1 protein-coding gene is annotated in these 304 nt (G+C 48.0%); it reads left to right on the top strand.

All coding sequences use genetic code 11. From position 1 onward, the window contains the following. Window positions 1-304: MSCRAMM family protein (locus CHH91_RS20685; RefSeq protein ID WP_217973774.1), on the top strand; the 304-nt coding region annotated here is incomplete at both ends.

Here is a 304-nt window from a genome sequence, read left to right as displayed (position 1 = left end):
TCGTCCAGGAGCCTATGAACTGATCGAAACGACAGCGTTAGAAAATTACAAGCTAGACCCAACGCCGATTCCGTTTGAAATTGAAGCGGGCCAAGAGAAAGAACTCACTATTGGCGAGAAAGAGAATGCTCTTGTCAAAGGTGGTATACGTTTGACAAAAGTCGATGGCGATGACAATCGCCTTGCCCTGCAAGGAGCCGTGTTTGCCCTTCTTGATGAAGACGGCAATGTCTTAAGGGAAGGACTAGAAACAGATGAATCTGGCCAGTTGACGATTGAGCAACTCGCTCCTGGCAACTACCAG

Origin of the sequence: Virgibacillus sp. 7505 (genome assembly GCF_002272135.1) — a bacterium.
Classification (GTDB): domain Bacteria; phylum Bacillota; class Bacilli; order Bacillales; family Amphibacillaceae; genus Terribacillus.
Note: the sequence above shows the minus strand (reverse complement) of the source record. Positions and strands in the feature narration are given on the sequence as shown.